The sequence below is a fragment of the Taibaiella chishuiensis genome (genome assembly GCF_003014535.1).
Lineage (GTDB): Bacteria > Bacteroidota > Bacteroidia > Chitinophagales > Chitinophagaceae > Taibaiella > Taibaiella chishuiensis.
This window is the reverse complement of sequence record NZ_PYGD01000001.1, coordinates 1,130,792-1,147,673: the sequence shown is the minus strand read 5'-3', so window position 1 is coordinate 1,147,673 and position 16,882 is coordinate 1,130,792. Positions and strand designations below refer to the sequence as shown.

15 protein-coding genes are annotated in these 16,882 nt (G+C 50.2%); 8 read left to right on the top strand and 7 right to left on the bottom strand.

From position 1 onward, the window contains the following. Nucleotides 1–9: 9 nt before the first annotated feature. Nucleotides 10–2,829, bottom strand: coding sequence for an alanine--tRNA ligase (gene alaS / locus B0I18_RS04825; protein WP_106521500.1), 2,820 nt, complete (start codon nucleotides 2,827–2,829; stop codon nucleotides 10–12). 205 nt (nucleotides 2,830–3,034) lie between these two features. Here alaS and B0I18_RS04820 point away from each other — a divergent pair, with 205 nt between their 5' ends. From B0I18_RS04820 to B0I18_RS04790, 7 genes are all read left to right on the top strand, one after another. Next, nucleotides 3,035–3,859, top strand: coding sequence for a DUF4271 domain-containing protein (locus B0I18_RS04820; protein WP_181358338.1), 825 nt, complete (start codon nucleotides 3,035–3,037; stop codon nucleotides 3,857–3,859). Between the two features lie 196 nt (nucleotides 3,860–4,055). Next, nucleotides 4,056–4,724, top strand: coding sequence for a uroporphyrinogen-III synthase (locus B0I18_RS04815; RefSeq protein ID WP_245882047.1), 669 nt, complete (start codon nucleotides 4,056–4,058; stop codon nucleotides 4,722–4,724). 88 nt (nucleotides 4,725–4,812) lie between these two features. Beyond that, nucleotides 4,813–5,601 carry a C40 family peptidase gene (locus tag B0I18_RS04810; RefSeq protein ID WP_106521497.1) on the top strand — a complete coding sequence of 263 codons (789 nt, stop codon included), beginning with the start codon at nucleotides 4,813–4,815 and terminating at the stop codon, nucleotides 5,599–5,601. Nucleotides 5,602–5,667: 66 nt separating this feature from the next. Then, the gene (locus B0I18_RS04805; RefSeq protein WP_106521496.1) at nucleotides 5,668–6,714 is read left to right on the top strand and encodes an acyltransferase family protein; all 1,047 of its coding nucleotides are present in this window, start codon (nucleotides 5,668–5,670) and stop codon (nucleotides 6,712–6,714) included. 92 nt (nucleotides 6,715–6,806) lie between these two features. Beyond that, nucleotides 6,807–8,615, top strand: coding sequence for an ABC transporter ATP-binding protein (locus B0I18_RS04800; protein WP_106521495.1), 1,809 nt, complete (start codon nucleotides 6,807–6,809; stop codon nucleotides 8,613–8,615). 68 nt (nucleotides 8,616–8,683) lie between these two features. Then, nucleotides 8,684–10,156 carry a cardiolipin synthase gene (gene cls, locus B0I18_RS04795; protein WP_106521494.1) on the top strand — a complete coding sequence of 491 codons (1,473 nt, stop codon included), beginning with the start codon at nucleotides 8,684–8,686 and terminating at the stop codon, nucleotides 10,154–10,156. Nucleotides 10,157–10,432: 276 nt separating this feature from the next. Then, nucleotides 10,433–10,885: a hypothetical protein gene (locus tag B0I18_RS04790; RefSeq protein ID WP_106521493.1), complete on the top strand. Its 453-nt coding sequence runs from the start codon at nucleotides 10,433–10,435 to the stop codon at nucleotides 10,883–10,885. A gap of 248 nt (nucleotides 10,886–11,133) precedes the next feature. Here B0I18_RS04790 and B0I18_RS04780 read toward each other — a convergent pair whose 3' ends face one another. Beyond that, on the bottom strand, nucleotides 11,134–11,394 hold the full coding sequence (locus tag B0I18_RS04780) for a hypothetical protein (RefSeq protein ID WP_106521491.1): 261 nt from the start codon (nucleotides 11,392–11,394) through the stop codon (nucleotides 11,134–11,136). 45 nt (nucleotides 11,395–11,439) lie between these two features. After that, nucleotides 11,440–12,684 (bottom strand): ATP-dependent Clp protease ATP-binding subunit ClpX, encoded by a 1,245-nt coding sequence (clpX, locus tag B0I18_RS04775; RefSeq protein WP_106521490.1) that lies wholly within the window; start codon nucleotides 12,682–12,684, stop codon nucleotides 11,440–11,442. Between the two features lie 105 nt (nucleotides 12,685–12,789). On the opposite strand from clpX, the gene pnuC reads away from it, so the two are divergent. Beyond that, nucleotides 12,790–13,440 (top strand): nicotinamide riboside transporter PnuC, encoded by a 651-nt coding sequence (gene pnuC / locus B0I18_RS04770; RefSeq protein ID WP_106522045.1) that lies wholly within the window; start codon nucleotides 12,790–12,792, stop codon nucleotides 13,438–13,440. Between the two features lie 559 nt (nucleotides 13,441–13,999). On the opposite strand, the gene B0I18_RS04765 is transcribed toward pnuC, so the two are convergent. The 4 genes from B0I18_RS04765 to rsmA form a co-directional block, all read right to left on the bottom strand. Then, on the bottom strand, nucleotides 14,000–14,395 hold the full coding sequence (locus B0I18_RS04765; RefSeq protein WP_106521489.1) for an HIT family protein: 396 nt from the start codon (nucleotides 14,393–14,395) through the stop codon (nucleotides 14,000–14,002). A gap of 156 nt (nucleotides 14,396–14,551) precedes the next feature. Then, on the bottom strand, nucleotides 14,552–15,025 hold the full coding sequence (greA, locus tag B0I18_RS04760; protein ID WP_106521488.1) for a transcription elongation factor GreA: 474 nt from the start codon (nucleotides 15,023–15,025) through the stop codon (nucleotides 14,552–14,554). Between the two features lie 151 nt (nucleotides 15,026–15,176). Continuing rightward, the gene (locus tag B0I18_RS04755; RefSeq protein ID WP_106521487.1) at nucleotides 15,177–16,121 is read right to left on the bottom strand and encodes an NAD(P)-dependent oxidoreductase; all 945 of its coding nucleotides are present in this window, start codon (nucleotides 16,119–16,121) and stop codon (nucleotides 15,177–15,179) included. Then, entirely contained in the window at nucleotides 16,114–16,881 is a 768-nt protein-coding gene (rsmA, locus tag B0I18_RS04750; protein WP_106521486.1) for a 16S rRNA (adenine(1518)-N(6)/adenine(1519)-N(6))-dimethyltransferase RsmA, read from the bottom strand. The genes B0I18_RS04755 and rsmA overlap by 8 nt, the downstream gene beginning before the upstream one ends. Nucleotide 16,882 lies beyond the last annotated feature (1 nt).

Genomic DNA, 16,882 nt, shown 5'->3' with positions numbered 1-16,882 from the left:
TTTACAGGGTTATACTAATCCTTTTACTTTTTCGATTACTTCCTGCAGCTTACCGGCATCTTGTCCGCCGGCAGTGGCCAGCGTTTTTTGTCCGCCGCCGCCGCCTTTGATCAGTGGCGCTACGGTTTCTTTAATAATCTTGCCGGCATCGAGCTGCATCGCAGCTACTACCGTATCGCTGATGCCTACGGCTACATGCGGCTTGCCGCCTATATTGGCGCCCAATACCACCACATGGTCGCGCAGGTGGTTTTTAAAGTCGAAGCACAGTTTCTTCAGCGCGTCAGGATTACTGACTTCCACGATATCACCGATAAAGTTGATCGCGAACTCCTGGCCTGCCGTCGTTTTCACATTCAGCAGTTCATCCTTTTGCATCAGTTCGTTGCGAATGCCTACCAGTTGGCGGGCTTCCATGCTTTCGATGCGTTTTTCCAGCGCCGCTTTTTCTTCGATCAGTTTCTCGATCGCTTTCAGCGGATCTTTTGCCTTCAGCAATTCCATGATCTGTTTGCTCTGCCGCACTTTATCGCTGAAGTGACGGATAGCCTCGGGACCGGTTAAAGCCTCGATGCGCCTTACTCCCGCAGCTACGGCACCTTCGGAGGTAATGGTAAATACGCCGATCATACCGGTATGGCCCACATGGGTACCGCCGCAAAGCTCGATCGAGTAAGCCGGATCGATAACTACCGTACGTACGGTATTACCATATTTCTCCCCGAACAAGGCCATAGCACCCATGGCAATGGCTTCTTCCTTCGGCATTTCTTTAATCACGACCGGTATATTCTGCCGGATCTTTTCATTCACGATCTCCTCCACCCGGCGGATCTCCTCGTCGGTCATTTTTGCAAAATGTGAGAAGTCGAAACGTAATACCTCGTTATTAACCAGCGAGCCTTTCTGGGCTACATGGTTGCCCAGCACCTGGCGCAATGCAGCATGCATCAGGTGGGTAGCCGTATGGTTATAACTGGTCAGCATGCGGGTTTCCCAGTCTACCTTGGCGGTAACGGTTCCGGCAATCGCTTCCGGCAGTTTATCGGTAAAGTGAATGATCAGGTCGTTTTCTTTCCTGGTATCGGTTACGGCAATCTCTTCGCCATCGAATACCAGTACCCCGGTATCGCCCACCTGGCCACCGCTTTCGGCATAGAACGGTGTTGTTTCCAGCACCAGTTGGTATTGCTCTTTGCCTTTGGCCTTTACTTTACGGTAGCGGGCCACACGCGTATCCACCAGCAGATCCTGGTAGCCTACGAAGGTGATTTTTTCTATATCGTTTACTGGTACCCAGTCTTCGGTATCGATTACGGTAGCAAGACGGCTGCGGTCTTTCTGCAGTTTCATTTCGGCATTAAAACCGGTTTCGTCTACTACGGCATTTACCTCCTGCGCCATCAGGGCCGTAAGATCCAGGGGGAAACCATAGGTATCGTTCAGTTCGAAGGCAAATTTGCCGTCGATCACGATGGGCTGCTGCGCCTGGCGGTCGATCTGCGCGATCACCTCCTGGGTAGTGGTGCCCAGTATGCCACCCGATGCATTGGCTTCCACACCATACTCCGCCAGTTTAGCGGCATAATATTCGTCAAACCGTTTAATGCCTTTCTCCAGGGTACGCAGGAAGGACTCTTCCTCTTCGCGGATCACCTTGGTCACAAAGTCTTGCTGGGCCTGCAGCTCCGGGAACACCGTTGCAAACTGGCCTGCGATGTGCGGCAGCAGCTGGTGCATGAGCGGCTGTTTGTAATCGAGGTAAGAATAATAATACCGTACTGCGCGGCGCAGGATACGGCGGATCACATAACCGGCGCCGGTATTGGAAGGCAGCTGGCCATCAGCAATGGTGAAGGATATGGCCCGGATATGATCGGCCAGTACCCGGAAAGCCACAGCCATTTTGCTATCGCTGAAATCATATGTTTTACCCGTGATCTGCTCGGTAAGCGCTATGGTACCGGTAAAGATATCGGTATCATAATTGCTTTGTTTGCCTTGAATCACCCTTACCAGCCGTTCAAAACCCATACCGGTATCTACATGGGTAGCCGGCAGGTTTTCCAGCTTCGTAAACTCCACCAGCTTAGCGGGTCTTTCTTTTTTATATTCTTCGGTAGTATTGTTGGCTTTATCCCAGGTATCGAAAGCGGGTTTATTGTCCCAAACCCGGTTAAACTGCATGAATACATTGTTCCAGATCTCGATCACCTGCGGATGATCGGCATTTACCAGGGTAGCACCGTCTACCTGTGCACGCTCTTCGGCGCTGCGGCAGTCTACGTGTATCTCGCTGCAGGGACCACAGGGACCGGTATCGCCCATTTCCCAGAAGTTATCTTTCTTATTACCTTTCAGGATGCGGTCTTCGGCAACCCATTTCTTCCATTCGTCGTAGGCTTCCTGGTCGAAGGGCAGTTGCTCTTTTGCATCGCCTTCAAATACGGTAACGTAGAGTTTATCTTTATCGATCTTCAGCACTTCGGTCAGCAGCTCCCAGCTCCAGGCTATAGCTTCTTTTTTAAAGTAGTCGCCAAAGCTCCAGTTACCCAGCATCTCGAACATGGTATGGTGGTAGGTATCCACGCCCACTTCTTCGAGGTCGTTGTGCTTACCGCTTACCCGCAGGCACTTCTGGGTATCGGCCACGCGGGTATGCTCCGGTGTGCGGTTGCCCAGGAAGTAATCTTTAAACTGGTTCATGCCCGCATTGGTAAACAATAAGGTAGGGTCGTTCTTTACCACGATGGGCGCTGAAGGCACAATAGTATGTCCTTTGGATTGAAAGAAATCGAGAAAGGCCTGTCGGATCTGGGCAGCAGTCATTATAGGTTCAGGTATAAAAAATGATCAATAAAAAATTTTCCGTCGGTAACGGAGTGCAAATATCTGCAATCCTGCCAAATATTCACAGTCTGTTATTAAAGAGCCCGTAAAATTGGATATTTACTCTTTACATTTGCAAAGAAATAACGACAACGAGCCCGGGATGCGACATTTTATTGCAATTATCTTTTTATTGTTTCTTGGTTTGGGTACCGGAACAGCAACGGCGCGGGTATTGTACGGTTATAATATACCCGAAGCGCTGATCAGGCAGCGGGCACAGGAAAAAGTAGCGCTCGACCTGGCCAAACATCCCCTGATGAGCGGGCAGAGCACCTATATCGCCACCCTAGCCAGGCCGCATACCTTTCACGACCGCACGGCCGACTTCGCCGTTGTACTCATACTGATTGCCCTGCTGGGTATTTTCAGGATCACCAATCCTTCTTATTTCCGGAACCTGTTCCGGGCCTTCCGTAATCCTACGCTCAGTACCCGGCAACTGAAGGACCAGTTGCGGCAAAACAGTATCGCCACCCTGGCCATGGACCTGTTTTTTTGCATTTCGCTGGGTCTGTACCTGTTTTTTTTACTGAATTACATGCATCGCCAGGGGCCGCTGGGCAGTTATCCGCCGGCCATCGTCATCCTGGGCTGTATCCTGTTGTTTATTATTGTGTACTCGGTGCGTTTCCTGTTCCTGAAGTTTACCGGCTGGGTATTCAAAATCCCGGAAATAACTGACAACTATACCTTTAATGTTTTTTTGATCAATAAGATAATGGGCATCGCCCTTATTCCGTTTACTATAATATTAGCGTTCGGACAAGGCGCCTGGGTGCAGGTAGCACTGCTGTTATCGGGTATCGTAGTGCTGATCCTGTTGCTGAACCGGTATTTGCGCTCCGGTGTTGCATTCGGATATTTCTTAAAGTTTAGCAAATTCCATTTTTTTATGTACCTTTGCGCCTCCGAATTATTGCCTCTAGCGGTGCTGGTAAAGTTATTCAGTGGATGGCTTAATACTTAACATTGTGCCTGGCGTATGAGTGAGTGGAAAATATATTGTTTGAAAAATTCCCTTTCAAAACACAATGGCTAAAGCAACGAAATCTCAGTCGAAAATAATTGAGAAGAAAAGAATTGAGCACATTCTGATCACACAACCCAAGCCGGAAAGTGACAAATCTCCTTATTTTGATTTAGCGAAAAAATACAATGTAGAGTTGGAGTTTTTTCCATTTATCCGGGTAGAGGGATTGAATGCCAAAGAGTTCAGGAAGCAAAAGCTCGACATTTCCGACTTTTCCGCGGTAATCCTGGTCAGCCGTAATGCTGTAGACCACTTTTTCCGCATCTGTGAAGAGCTTAAGTTTAAGGTATCCCAGGATATGAAGTATTTCTGTGTAACGGAAGCCGTGGCTTTATACCTGCAGAAATTCATATTATACCGTAAAAGAAAAGTATTCTTCTCTGCCGACGGTACTACCGAAGGCCTGATGGATGTACTCCAGAAATACAAAGACCGGGAGCGGTTTATGCTGCCCGTCTCTGAAAATACCAAAAACGACCTTTCTCCCCTGCTGATCAATAAAGGGTTTACTTTTTCAGAAGCAGTGCTGTACCGTACCGTAAGCAACGAGGTACAGAACGTAATGAAGAAAGGCCATGATGTAATCGTATTTTTCAGTCCTTTCAGCGTAGATACGCTGTTCCACAACGATCCGAAGTACAAGCAGAACGGTACCCTGATCGGCGCCTTTGGCCATACTACCTCCAAAGCAGTGGAAGATGCAGGGCTGAAACTGACCATCAAAGCGCCGGCGCCCAATACGCCGTCGATGGTTGCCGCCCTGGAACAATTGCTGGGCGAAACCAACAAAAAAGCAGAATAACCGTTATCTTTAATAACCAGGAAAGGGCCGTAATATCTTGTATTGCAGCCCTTTTTTTAAAGTCAGAAAGTATCTTTACCGGAATCTCATGAACCTAGCCTACGCCGTTTGTTCTGTATCTGTAATGCCATTGCGGGCCGAAGCCTCGCACAGGGCCGAACAGGTTTCGCAGGTGTTGTTTGGCGAACGGCTCGAGGTAATGGCCCAGGAAAAAGGCGGCTGGCTAAAGGTACGCTGCGAATGGGACGATTACGAAGGCTGGGCCAAAGAAGGCCAGGTAACTATTATCCCCTATAAAGAATTCCGCAAACCCCTGCATAACCTGTCGCTCAGCCCGGCTGACGTGATCAGGGTGCCCGAAGGCCAGTTTATGCTGAGCCCCGGCAGCAGCCTCTTCCAGATGCGGGCCAAACTGATGCGCTGGCATAACCGCGAATTCCTGTTCAAAGGCAAAAAGATAGCGCTGAAAGAAGCGGTTTTCAGCCCGGAGCTGGTAACCGGGTACAGCAAACTGTTTATCGGCAGTCCTTATAACTGGGGCGGCCGGTCGCTGATGGGTATCGACTGTTCCGGCTTTACGCAAATGGTGTATAAGATGATGCATATACGCCTGCCCCGTGATGCCTACCAGCAGGCGGAAAACGGCGAAACCGTAGGTTTCCTGCAACAGGCCCGCTGTGGCGACCTGGCCTTTTTCGACAACGAAGAAGGGCGTATTACCCACGTCGGCATCCTGCTCGACGACCATACCATTATCCACGCTACCGAAAGCAGCGGCTGCGTAGTGATCGACCCGATCGACAACGGCGGCATTATCAGCAAACGCCTGCGACAGCGCACCCATAACCTGCGGCTGGTTAAGCGCATCGTGTCCTGATCGCGCAGCTTATTCCATCATTTATCGTTATTTTAGCGCTTCGTTTGACCCGTCAACCCATCCGCTTTGAATAACGCAGCCCGTTCCAACAATTTCGATTTTCTCCGTTTTCTTTTTGCCTCGCTTGTTATCGTTACCCATGCCTATGCCCTGTTGGGACAGCTGGACAACGATCCGTTCAACCGGGTTACGGGCCGGGCATTTTCGGAGATCGCGGTATGCGGCTTTTTCGTGATCAGCGGTTTCCTCATCCATCAAAGCCTCGAACGTTCCCAAACCCTGCGCTCTTTCCTGCGCAAACGGCTGGTACGTGTTTTCCCGGGACTGGTAGTGGTATTGCTGCTTAGCGTATTGGTACTCGGCCCCTTACTCAGCACCTTATCGCCTGCTGCCTATTTCTTAAACCCCGGCACCTGGAAATACCTGTTGGGCAATATCTTCCTGCTACCGCTGTACAAGGATCTGCCGGGTTTGTTCAGTCATAATGTAGAAACAGCCGTCAACGGTTCGTTGTGGACCTTGCGTTACGAAGTGCTGTTTTACCTGCTACTCTGTTGTTTTTTCCGGACACCGCCCCGGCTCAAAAAATTATTGTTCCCTTTGTTGTTTAGCCTGCTGACGGTTGCGCACCTGCTGATCAAATACGGCTATCTACCGGTGCCGGCTTCGCTGGGTAACCACCTTTACTTCTTTACCTCGCTGGGCGCCTATTTCAGCGCCGGCATGACCTTATCACTGTTTACCGGTCACCTGCTCAATTACCGCAAGACACTCTTCGTGTTGTCGGCTGCAGTATTTACCTTATCATCGCTGGTATGGCAACGCGAATTGTTTTTGTTTTCGATGTTGTCTTTCCCGCTTATGATCATCACTGCAGGCTACCTGTATGTGCCGGCATTGCATTTCAGCCGGTATACCGGCGACATTTCCTATGGCACTTACATCTACGCCTTCCCGCTGCAACAGGCGCTGATCGTGCTGTTCCCGGCCCTTACGCCCGGTAATTTCTTATTACCTTCCTTATTGCTTTCCTGGTTGCTGGGTTTAGGATCCTGGCATTGGGTAGAGCGAAGATTCCTGGCCCCGAGGCGTACCGAAGGCCTTGCGGCATAGAACTTAAGCTTTTTCCTGCCGCTATTCCCTAACTTTGCGTTGCTTGCCGGGCGCGGCATAAGCCTGCACGCCCTTACCGCTATTATTATTGCATGAAAAATATTCCAAAGCTATTAGCCTACCTGAGTCCTTATAAAGGCAAGATCGTCCTGTACTTTTTTACCAGCTTTCTTTCGGTAGTGTTTGCCCTGTTCTCGTTTGGTATGCTGATACCCGTGCTGCAGGTATTGTTTGCCGGCGCCGAAAAGACGGCCGTTGTCGCAACCGGCAGCGGGCTTATTGCCAGCGTAACCAATTACATCAATGCCTTTATGCTGGAGCAGACCAAGCTTACCGCGCTTACCTACGCCGTGGTGATCCTGATCCTGGCCACGATACTGAAAAACTTTTTTATCTACTGTTCGCAGCTTATCCTTAACCCGCTGCGCAATACGGTAATGCGGCAGCTGCGCGACGATATGTTTGGCAAAGCCCTCTCGCTGCCGATCGGCTTCTTTACCGAAGAAAATAAAGGCGACCTGGTATCGCGTATGACCAATGATGTAAACGAAGTGGAAGTATCGGTGATGAGCGTTATCGAAACAATTATCCGGGAGCCGCTTACCATTATCTTTACCCTGGTTACCATGATCGCCATCAGCCCGCAGTTGACCTTGTCGCTTCTGGTATTCCTGCCTATTGCCGGTTTCGTAATCGGTAAAGTGGGCAAGTCGCTCAAACGCCCTTCCAACGATGCACAGGAGCAGCTGGGCGAAATGCTGAGCAATATCGATGAGACCCTGGGAGGCATCCGCGTGGTAAAGGCATTCAACGCCGAACGCCACCAGCAACTGCGCTTCCGGCAGATCAACAATACCCTGCTGCGTATACGCAACAAGATATCGGCGCGCAGGGATGCCGGCTCTCCCCTCTCCGAAACACTGGGCATTGTCGTGGTATCGGCCATCCTGTGGTGGGGCGGCTACCTGATCTTTACCGGCGGCACCAGTCTTACCGGCCCCTTCTTCCTCTTTTTCATTACCCTGTTCTACCAGATCATCAATCCCATCAAGGCCTTATCTACCGCATTCTACAACATGCAGAAGGGGGCCGCCGCCCTGGACCGTATCCAGGAACTGATGCAGGTGGAAAATACCATTAAGGAACTACCCGATGCCAAAGCCGTAAAAACATTTACCGACAGTATAGAGCTGCGCAATGTAAGCTTTGCCTATGGCTCCAAACAGATCCTGAACAATGTAAACCTGAAGATCATGAAAGGCGCTACGGTAGCGCTGGTAGGCGCTTCGGGCGCGGGAAAAAGTACCCTGGCCGACCTGATACCGCGCTTTCATGACGTGACCGGCGGCGAGTTGCTGATCGATGGGGTGAATATAAAAGACTACAAGATCTACGACCTGCGCCGCCTGATCGGTATGGTATCGCAGGAACCTATTTTGTTTAACGACACCCTGTACAATAACATTACCCTGGGTACCGGTGGCGCTACCGAAGAGCAGGTGGCAGATGCCGCCCGTGTAGCCAATGCCCACGAATTTATACTCCGTAAAAAAGACGGCTACCAGACCTTTGCCGGCGACCGGGGCAACCGGCTCAGCGGTGGCGAACGCCAGCGCATCACCATTGCCCGTGCTGTGCTGAAAAACCCGCCGATACTGATCCTCGACGAAGCCACCTCCTCGCTCGATACAGAATCGGAGCGTATCGTACAGGATGCAATCAACCAGCTGATGAAAAACCGTACCTGTATCGTAATTGCCCACCGCCTGTCTACCGTGCAGCATGCCGACGAGATCATTGTACTGAACCAGGGCGAGATTGTGGAACGCGGCTCGCACCAGGAGCTGATGCAGGTAGAGGGCACCTACCGGAAACTGGTTACGATGCAACAGCTGAAGTAGGCGTACCTAAACGGTTTCCCGGTATGCCGCCGGATTAACAATTTCCCGATAAATTTGTTAGCAGCAATATGATCGAACTCATCAGCAGGCACTTGTCCACGATTTCCCTGGTACTTGTCGTACTGCTGTCCGTATTTACGGTCATACGCATCATCATGGATACCGACAATTCGTCGAAGACCATGGCCTATATCCTGCTGGTATTCCTGGTACCCGTTGCCGGCAGTATCATTTACTTCTCCTTTGGCACCAATTACCGGCGGCGCAAGCTCTTCACCAAAAAGATCATCCAAAACGACGAACTGTATGAGAAGATCGAAAACCAGTTGTCGGAAAATTCGCTGAAGGTATTTGCCGCGCACAGCGAACTCCTGGAAGGTCATAAAGACCTGGTACAACTGCTACTCCGCGATTCGAAGGCCGTACTCAGTTATAACAAAGTAAAGCTATTGCTCAACGGCGAACAGAAATTCCCGGAAGTGATCCGCGCACTGGAGCAAGCCCGCGAATACATCCACCTGGAATACTACATATTCGATGATGATAAGATCGGGATGCAGCTCATCGACCTGCTGAAACGGAAAGCCGGGGAAGGTGTTACGGTCCGGTTTATCTACGACGACTTCGGCAGTCATGGCCTGGCCGACGCCACCATAGCTGACATGCGCCAGGCGGGCATCCAGGTATTCCCGTTTTTCGAGGTCAAATTTTACCTGCTGGCCAACAGGATCAATTACCGGGACCACCGCAAGATCATCATCGTAGACGGCGTTACCGGGTTTATCGGCGGCATTAATGTATCGGATAAATACCTGAACGACGGCGATCCTGCAAGCCTTTACTGGCGCGACACCCATGTTAAGATAGAAGGTCCGGCCGTAAGCAGCCTGCAATATCACTTTATCGCCAACTGGAATTTTTGTACCGAAGAGACACTCGATATTACCCGAAATTTCTTTCCCAACCTGTTTGAAGCCCCGCAGGAAGACCACGAAGACCTGGTGCAGATCGTGGCCGGCGGCCCCGACTACCCGAGCTCTGCCATTATGCTCAGTTTCTTTACAGCCATTGTCGATGCCCGTGAAAAGGTCTATATCTCTTCGCCGTATTTTATCCCGAACCAGAGTATTTACGATGCGCTCAAAAAGGCGGCTTTAAGCGGCAAAGACGTACGCCTGCTGCTGCCCGGTATATCAGATTCGTTTATCGTGAATGCAGCCGCCCGCTCCTATTTTAAAGAGATGCTTTCCTGCGGTGTGCGGATATTCCTCTACCACAAAGGTTTTATGCATGCCAAGACCATGGTCGTCGACGATAACCTGTCGATCGTTGGCACGGCAAATATGGATGGGCGGAGTTTTGAACTTAACTTCGAGATCAATGCGGTGATCTATAGCCGGCGTGTAAGCGAAGAGCTGGAAGCCGCATTGGTTAAGGATATGGCCGATAGTGAGGAAATCTTTATCGAAGACTGGGCCAAACGCGCCTGGTGGCTGGAGCTGCTGGAAGATACGGCCAGGCTGCTATCGCCTGTTTTGTAAGGGGGATGCCGCACGCTAATACGGCCAGCTAACCGATGAGTTCCTTCGCGATGCTCAGGATGACAATCGCACGCTTGCTACTTGCTACTTGCTACCTGATACTAATAAAAGGAGCTCCTTCGCGATGCTCAGGATGACAGTCACTCTCTAACATCTCATATCTAACATCTCACATCTCATATCTAACATCTCCATACCTGATACTTTTTTTACCAGGGGCATTTTTTGCGCTTCTGTACATTGACCTTTGGTGTTCACCCATAAAAAGCACAAACAATGAAAAGTTTAAAATTCCTGTTGACGGCCTTTGCCCTGCTCTCCATCTCCTTTATGTCCCGCGCACAACTCTCCGGCGCCAATGGTTTCGCGGTAGCCTATGTGGCCAACACCAGCGCCAATCCGGCCGGACAGTTTAAAGCCACCGTTGCCCCAACCGGCGCCAGCTGGACCACCACAACTATCGGTACCAAAGGCGAATTCCCGGTTACCGGCTTAGGCCCTACACTTACCAATGTAAGCTTTGCCTTAAACGATTTCGTAGCACCATGGGGTCCCTACCAGGCACTTAACATCCCGCTTTCTACCTTTGATGCTATGCCTATGGGCGGCTCGCTGCTCTATACCGGCACCTATTACTCTACGTTCACGTTTAAGAAAACCTGGGGCTACAGCATTGTCGGCGCTACGTTTGCCTATACTATCGAGGTATCCGTTTACCACCCCTGGTAATTTTTCTACGGCATATTATAAAACAACGAGGCTGTCTCTAACCTGGAGACAGCCTCTCTTTTTATCTGCAGGCGCCGCTTACAAGGCTTACGGCAATCCATGCACACCCGGGCTTTTTGACCGTGGCGACTACCTTGTTTACACCGTCGGTATTACCCACAAAAAAAGCAGCTGTACGATACAGCTGCTTCCTGAAAAATTGTAAAGACGCATCGGGCTGAAGTACAACCCGGGATAGCATAAGGATCTTAGGCTTTGCCTTCTTCCGTTTTGCCGCCGAACATACCGCTCAGTTTGTCGAGCGGGCTTTCGTCGGCCGATCCGCCACCGCCGAAACCGCCGAGCAGGGAACCGAGATCAAACTTACCGTTCAACAGGTCCTCTACCTTATCGGCCAGGAATGGCGGTAATTTGCTTTTTACGAAGCCGATTGTTGTTTCCACGGATTTGGCTGCCGCTTCGGGCGTCAGTCCTGCTTTTGCTACTAATTCATCAATAAGTGCCTGCATGGGTTATTAAGTCTTGTTTTAAATAAATGAGTTTCTTTTTCAGTACTAAGCTGCCTTCATATACTCGAGCTTGGCTCTTTCGAGTTTTTGCATCGCATAATCGAGCGTCAGGGTGAATACACCATCGTGCTGCTCCGAAGGCAGTTCGAACATGGCATCGGTAAGAATCATCTCGCAGATGGTACGCAGGCCCCTGCCGCCCAGTTTGTAAGTAAAAGCCTTGTCCACCATATAATCCAGCGCAGCCTCTTCTACTTCGAGCTGGATATTTTCATATTCGAACAGGCGCTTGTACTGGCGGATCAGTGCATTTTTTGGCTCGGTAAGGATACGCTTCAGCACATCTTTATCGAGTGGATTGAGATAAGTAACCACAGGCAGCCTGCCCAGCAATTCGGGGATAAGGCCGAAGGAACGCAGATCCTGCGGGTTTACATATTGCAGCAGGTTAGTACGGTCGATCTTATCTTTCTGATCCGCATTTTTGAACCCGATGGTAGAAGCCTCCATACGGCGGGCGATCAGCTTGTCGATGCCTTCGAATGCGCCGCCGCAGATAAAGAGGATATTTTGTGTATTTACTTTGATCAGTTTTTGCTCGGGGTGCTTACGGCCACCCTGCGGTGGTACCAGCACTTCAGACCCTTCGAGCAGTTTGAGCAAGGCCTGCTGTACCCCTTCGCCGCTTACATCGCGGGTAATGGAAGGGTTGTCGCTCTTACGACCGATCTTATCGATCTCGTCGATATAAACAATACCTTTTTCCGCAGCGGCCACATCATAGTCGCAGGCCTGCAGCAGGCGCGACAGGATGCTCTCTACATCTTCGCCCACGTAACCCGCCTGGGTAAACACGGTAGCATCGGCAATAGCGAAAGGTACCTGCAGGATACGGGCCACGGTTTTGGCCAGCAGGGTTTTACCGGTACCGGTTTCCCCAACCATAATGATATTGGACTTCTCGATTTCCACGTCGTCGGTAATGGGATGCATCAACCTTTTGTAGTGGTTGTACATGGCTACCGCCATTACTTTCTTGGCATCGTCCTGGCCAATGATATACTGGTCGAGGAAGGATTTGATCTCTTTAGGTTTATAGACCTTATGATTTTTTACGTCGTATTTGTTGTTGCCCGCTTTAGGCTTCATGCTCGCATCCGTCACCATCAGGTGCGCCTGCTCGGCACATTCGTCGCAAATGTTGCCATCTACGCCCGTAATGAGCAGTGCTGCCTGACTTTCCAGCTTTCCGCAGAAAGAGCATTTTCGCACATTATTTTGTTTTGCCATTGATCTCTTTTCCTGATTTTGAACAAAGGTACGAAGAACTTGACAGTAGTCCAGTACCTGTTGTTATGGTGTTACGATTTTAACCTTGTATTTTTGCGGCCTTTTATGCCGGATATTTACCCTTATATGATCGAGCAATGGCAACAAACCAGCTGGCTGGAACTCGTTGCCGTTTTTTTCAGCGTAGTACAGGTGCTCCTTTCCTACCGCAATAATGTATTGCTGTATCCTGCGGGTATTATCGCTACCGGCATTTACACCTGGATGCTGGCCCAGCCTCATCCAGGCCTCTATGCCGATGCCACGCTCAACCTCTATTATTTCATCATGAGCATTTACGGATGGTACCTCTGGGTACAGAAAACGAAAGCCACCGAACCGCTGCCCATAACCCGTTGTAGTCCGCGGGACTGGAAAATAGCCTTATCTATAGCGGGTCTTGCATTCTTGGTTTTCTTTGTACTGCTCAAGTATGCCACACCGCTCATTGCTTATATCACACCTTCCAACGTACCTGTGGCCGATGCCCTGGTTGCTGCTACCGCCTGGTCGGGTATGTGGCTGCTGGCACGGCGTAAGCTCGAAAACTGGATCCTGCTCAACATTTCCAACGCCATTGCCATTCCGCTGTTCTTTTACAAGCATATGCCGCTTACGGCCTTGCTTACCCTCTTCCTGTTTACGGTTGCGGTGTTTGGTTATTTCCGGTGGAAAAAGCTGGTCGACAACAAAGCGTCTTCGTCCGGTATAGCATAATTGCAATGGCTACCACTTACTTACAAACGGGACTCAAGCGGTGAAGTATGCCTTTAAAATGAACACATATTCCTAATAACAAAACACCTACATACTTTATTAAATAAAAATACCCGGTTCCCGAAAAGCCGGTTTTTTTATGCGCACTATACTGCACATTTACATCGGATTTACAGACACCATGCATACAGCACCGCTGTAGATGCCAATTTCCTAAGAACAGGCGTATGGACCGTAGTTCTCGACGACCTGATGCCGGGTTATGAACCTGGCATGAGTATCCGTTACCGTAAAACGGCTACAGGTCGTGGCAGCGCGCCACACCAGGCCATTTCCTGCTGCTGCGCACAGATACAATACGATGCCGGCAACACACCCTGGCCCCGGGCGCTTACCTGCTCCGGATCAATAATGCAGAAACCGTGGTTAAGATCATCAAACAATAACAGGCTGAATAACCATGCGTTTTGATTACAATACACAGGCGGGTAAGCACGGAACAATCTTGTCCGTGTTTATCCATCTCTTTGTGCAAAGATTTATTGCCCTACCGGGTACACTATGCCTGCAAGGCATCGATAATTTGCTGCTGTACGGCCTTCAGCTCTTCGTCGCTCAGCTTCAGTTTAGGATGGTGAAAGTTCATATCGTCGACACTGTTGATGGGCATGAGATGGATATGCGCATGCGGCACTTCGAGCCCCACTACGCTTATACCACAGCGGTTACAGTCGAAAGCTTTTTCGATCGCTTTGCCTATCTTTTTGGCAAACACGAAAGCAGCTCCGAGCAGATCGTCGTCCAGGTCGAAGACCTTATCCACTTCCACTTTGGGTACAACAAGCACATGCCCTTTTACAAGTGGGAAAATGTCCAGGAAGGCATAAAAACGGTCATCTTCCAGGATCTTGTAAGAAGGGATTTCACCTGCAATGATTTTCGAAAAAACAGTCATAAAACAATGGTTCGTGTTTGAGGGCTTGTGCCTGTTGCAATAACGGGTGCAAGGCCGGTTAATGGTCGCTAAAGATACCATTACCCCGGGAAACAAACCATAAAAAAGAGGCCGTGATCTTCGATCGCGGCCTCTTTTTACTGCATTACTGCAGGCTTATATACTGATCGCGTCGATTTTGAATTTCATGGTACCGGAGGGTGCAGCTACTTCTGCGGTTTCTCCTACCGCTTTGCCGAGCAGGCCTTTTGCAATAGGGGAACCTACCGAGATCTTACCGGCTTTGAGGTCGGCTTCGGTTTCGGAAACGATCTGGTATTCGAAAGATTTTTTCGTTTTAACATTGGTGATCTTCACCTTGCTGAGAATAGAGACCTTGCTGATGTCAATGTCTTTGGTATCAATAACCCGCGAACCGATGATCGCCAATTCCAGTTGTGCGATCTTGGCTTCGTGATATCCCTGAGCTTCTTTGGCTGCATCGTACTCCGCGTTTTCCCGGAGGTCCCCCTTTTCCCTCGCTTCTGCGATAGCCCTTGCGATTTCCGCGCGGCCTGCTGTTTTAAGTTGCGTTAATTCCTGCCTCATTTGCTCCAAGGTATCCTTGGTTACATAATTGATATCTGCCATGTCAATGCTCCTTTTATCAAAATTTTTAGTAAAAGAAAACATGCAACGCGCCCATAGCGAGTGCGTTGCATGTAAAAACCAAAGGTAAAGAATAAGTTTATGTTTTCCAAATATAAATACCGGGCCGTGGAAAGCGTGCTGGGTTTAACTTTTAATTAAACCCAAGTGCTTTACCCAGCTTCCCGACCAGGTAATAACTCATTTTATAAAGCGCCTGTACGGTATACCCGGCAATATGCGGTGTGCCGATAAAATCGGGCCGGCGGATCAGTTCGTCAAATACGGCACGCGTTGCGGCATCCATACGGGCCAGGGGTTCCTGTTCCCATACATCCAGCGCTGCGGCCTTTATACGACCCGATTGCAGGCCGGCCAGTAAGGTTGCCGCGGCTACTATTTTGCCCCGCGACAGATTGAGCAACACAAACGGCCGTTCCATTTTTTGCAGGAAGGTATCGTCGAAATAATAGTCGGTTTCCTCGTTAAGCGGCAGGTGGAAGCTAAGGATATCGGCTTTCCGGTAAATCGCTTCAAGGTCTGTACACTCCTGTATACCGGGCTCGCCATAGCCCTGCCGGTATTTATCGAAGGCCAGTACCTGTACGTCCATAGCCTTTAGCTTGCGGGCAAAGGCGCTGCCATTGTTGCCATAACCGATAACACCTGCGGTAAGCCCTTCTATTTCCACACCCCGGTTCTCTTCGCGCAGGTAAATGCCCTGCTGCAATTCGAGATGCGCTGCCACGATACGGTGCTGTAGCCCCAGCAGCATACCCAGGGCCTGCTCGGCCACGGCATTGGCATTGCCTTCAGGACTGCTGAAACACTGTATACCGCGTGCAGTAGCGTAAGGCACGTCGATCACCTCCATACCCGAGCCCATACGGCCCAGCCATTTCAGTTGCGTGCCACGGTCTATAAAGGTTTTATCGATCTGCAAACGGGTCGAGGTGATCACGCCTTCAAACGCCGGGATCATCTCGAGCGCCTGCGCGCCGGTAATATCGAGCACCTGTTCGCATACGTATCCCCAGGATTCGAGTTGCCGGGTCAGCACTTCGTGCACCGGCGCTGCTATAAGTACCCGTTTAGTCATGTTGCTGTTTTAAATAACGTTGATACAGGCCTACGAAATCGGCTACAGACAACTGTTCCGCCCTTTTGGTAAATATGGGTTCTTCCAGTATAGCCGCGCTGAATGTGCCTTTCAGAGCATTACGCAACATCTTGCGCCGTTGCCCGAAAGCAGCTTTCACGATCCGGGTGAAGGTTTTACGGTCTTCGATGCCAAAGGGGTTCTGTGCATTGCTCAGCCGGATCACACCCGACTTTACCTTGGGCGGCGGCGTAAAACAATTTTCATGTACATCGAACAGGTATTCCACTTTAAAGAATGCCTGGATCAGTACGCTGAGTATGCCATAGGCCTTGTTGCCCGAAGGTGCGGCCACCCGCAGGGCCACTTCTTTCTGGAACATACCGATCACTTCATCCACCTGGTTTTCCCAATCCAGGATCTTGAACAGGATCTGGGAGGAAATGTTATAGGGAAAATTACCGATCACCGAGAACTGTCCTTCAAAAGGCACGGCGGCTTTCAGGAAGTCGATATGCACCAGTTTATCCTTTATGGCAGGGTATTGCGCATTCAGGTAGGTTACCTTTTCGTCGTCCACCTCTATCGCTTTGTACCGCACGTCCTCCCAGGCCAGCAGGTATTTGGTAAGCGCACCGCCGCCCGGCCCCACCTCTACGAGTTGCAGGCCTTCCTTACGGGTTACTTGTTCCACTATTTTCCTGCAGATGTTCTCATCGTGCAGGAAGTGCTGTCCGAGGCTTTTCTTAAGCGTTAGCATG